The organism is Psychrobacter sp. GW64-MNA-CIBAN-0177 (assembly GCF_040309585.1).
In the GTDB taxonomy this organism is placed as follows: Bacteria; Pseudomonadota; Gammaproteobacteria; order Pseudomonadales; family Moraxellaceae; genus Psychrobacter; species Psychrobacter okhotskensis.
Map to the genome: position 1 here is coordinate 1 of NZ_JBEOOY010000571.1, position 240 is coordinate 240.

Here is a 240-nt window from a genome sequence, read left to right on the forward strand (position 1 = left end):
GAGCAAGGTCGTTATTTAGTAAGCCGTGAATATGCGGTAGATAGCGAACAAAAACGTATTTTTGTACAAAATGCCGAGCAGCATACTCATGGTTTTGTAACTCCAGATTTAGGTATGGCTTGCTACCGTAATAGTATTATTTTACGTGAAATTTTAGGTTATTCGCCTTATCAGGTTGAGCAAAAAATTGCTTTTCAAAACTTTGATTTAAGTGATGTCACCCTATCAACACAACAGCAG

At 36.7% G+C, this 240-nt stretch carries 1 pseudogene; it reads left to right on the top strand.

Features of this window, described 5'->3' with window-relative positions:
• Window positions 1-240, top strand: a pseudogene (locus AAEY79_RS16265) (alcaligin biosynthesis protein); the annotation flags it as partial.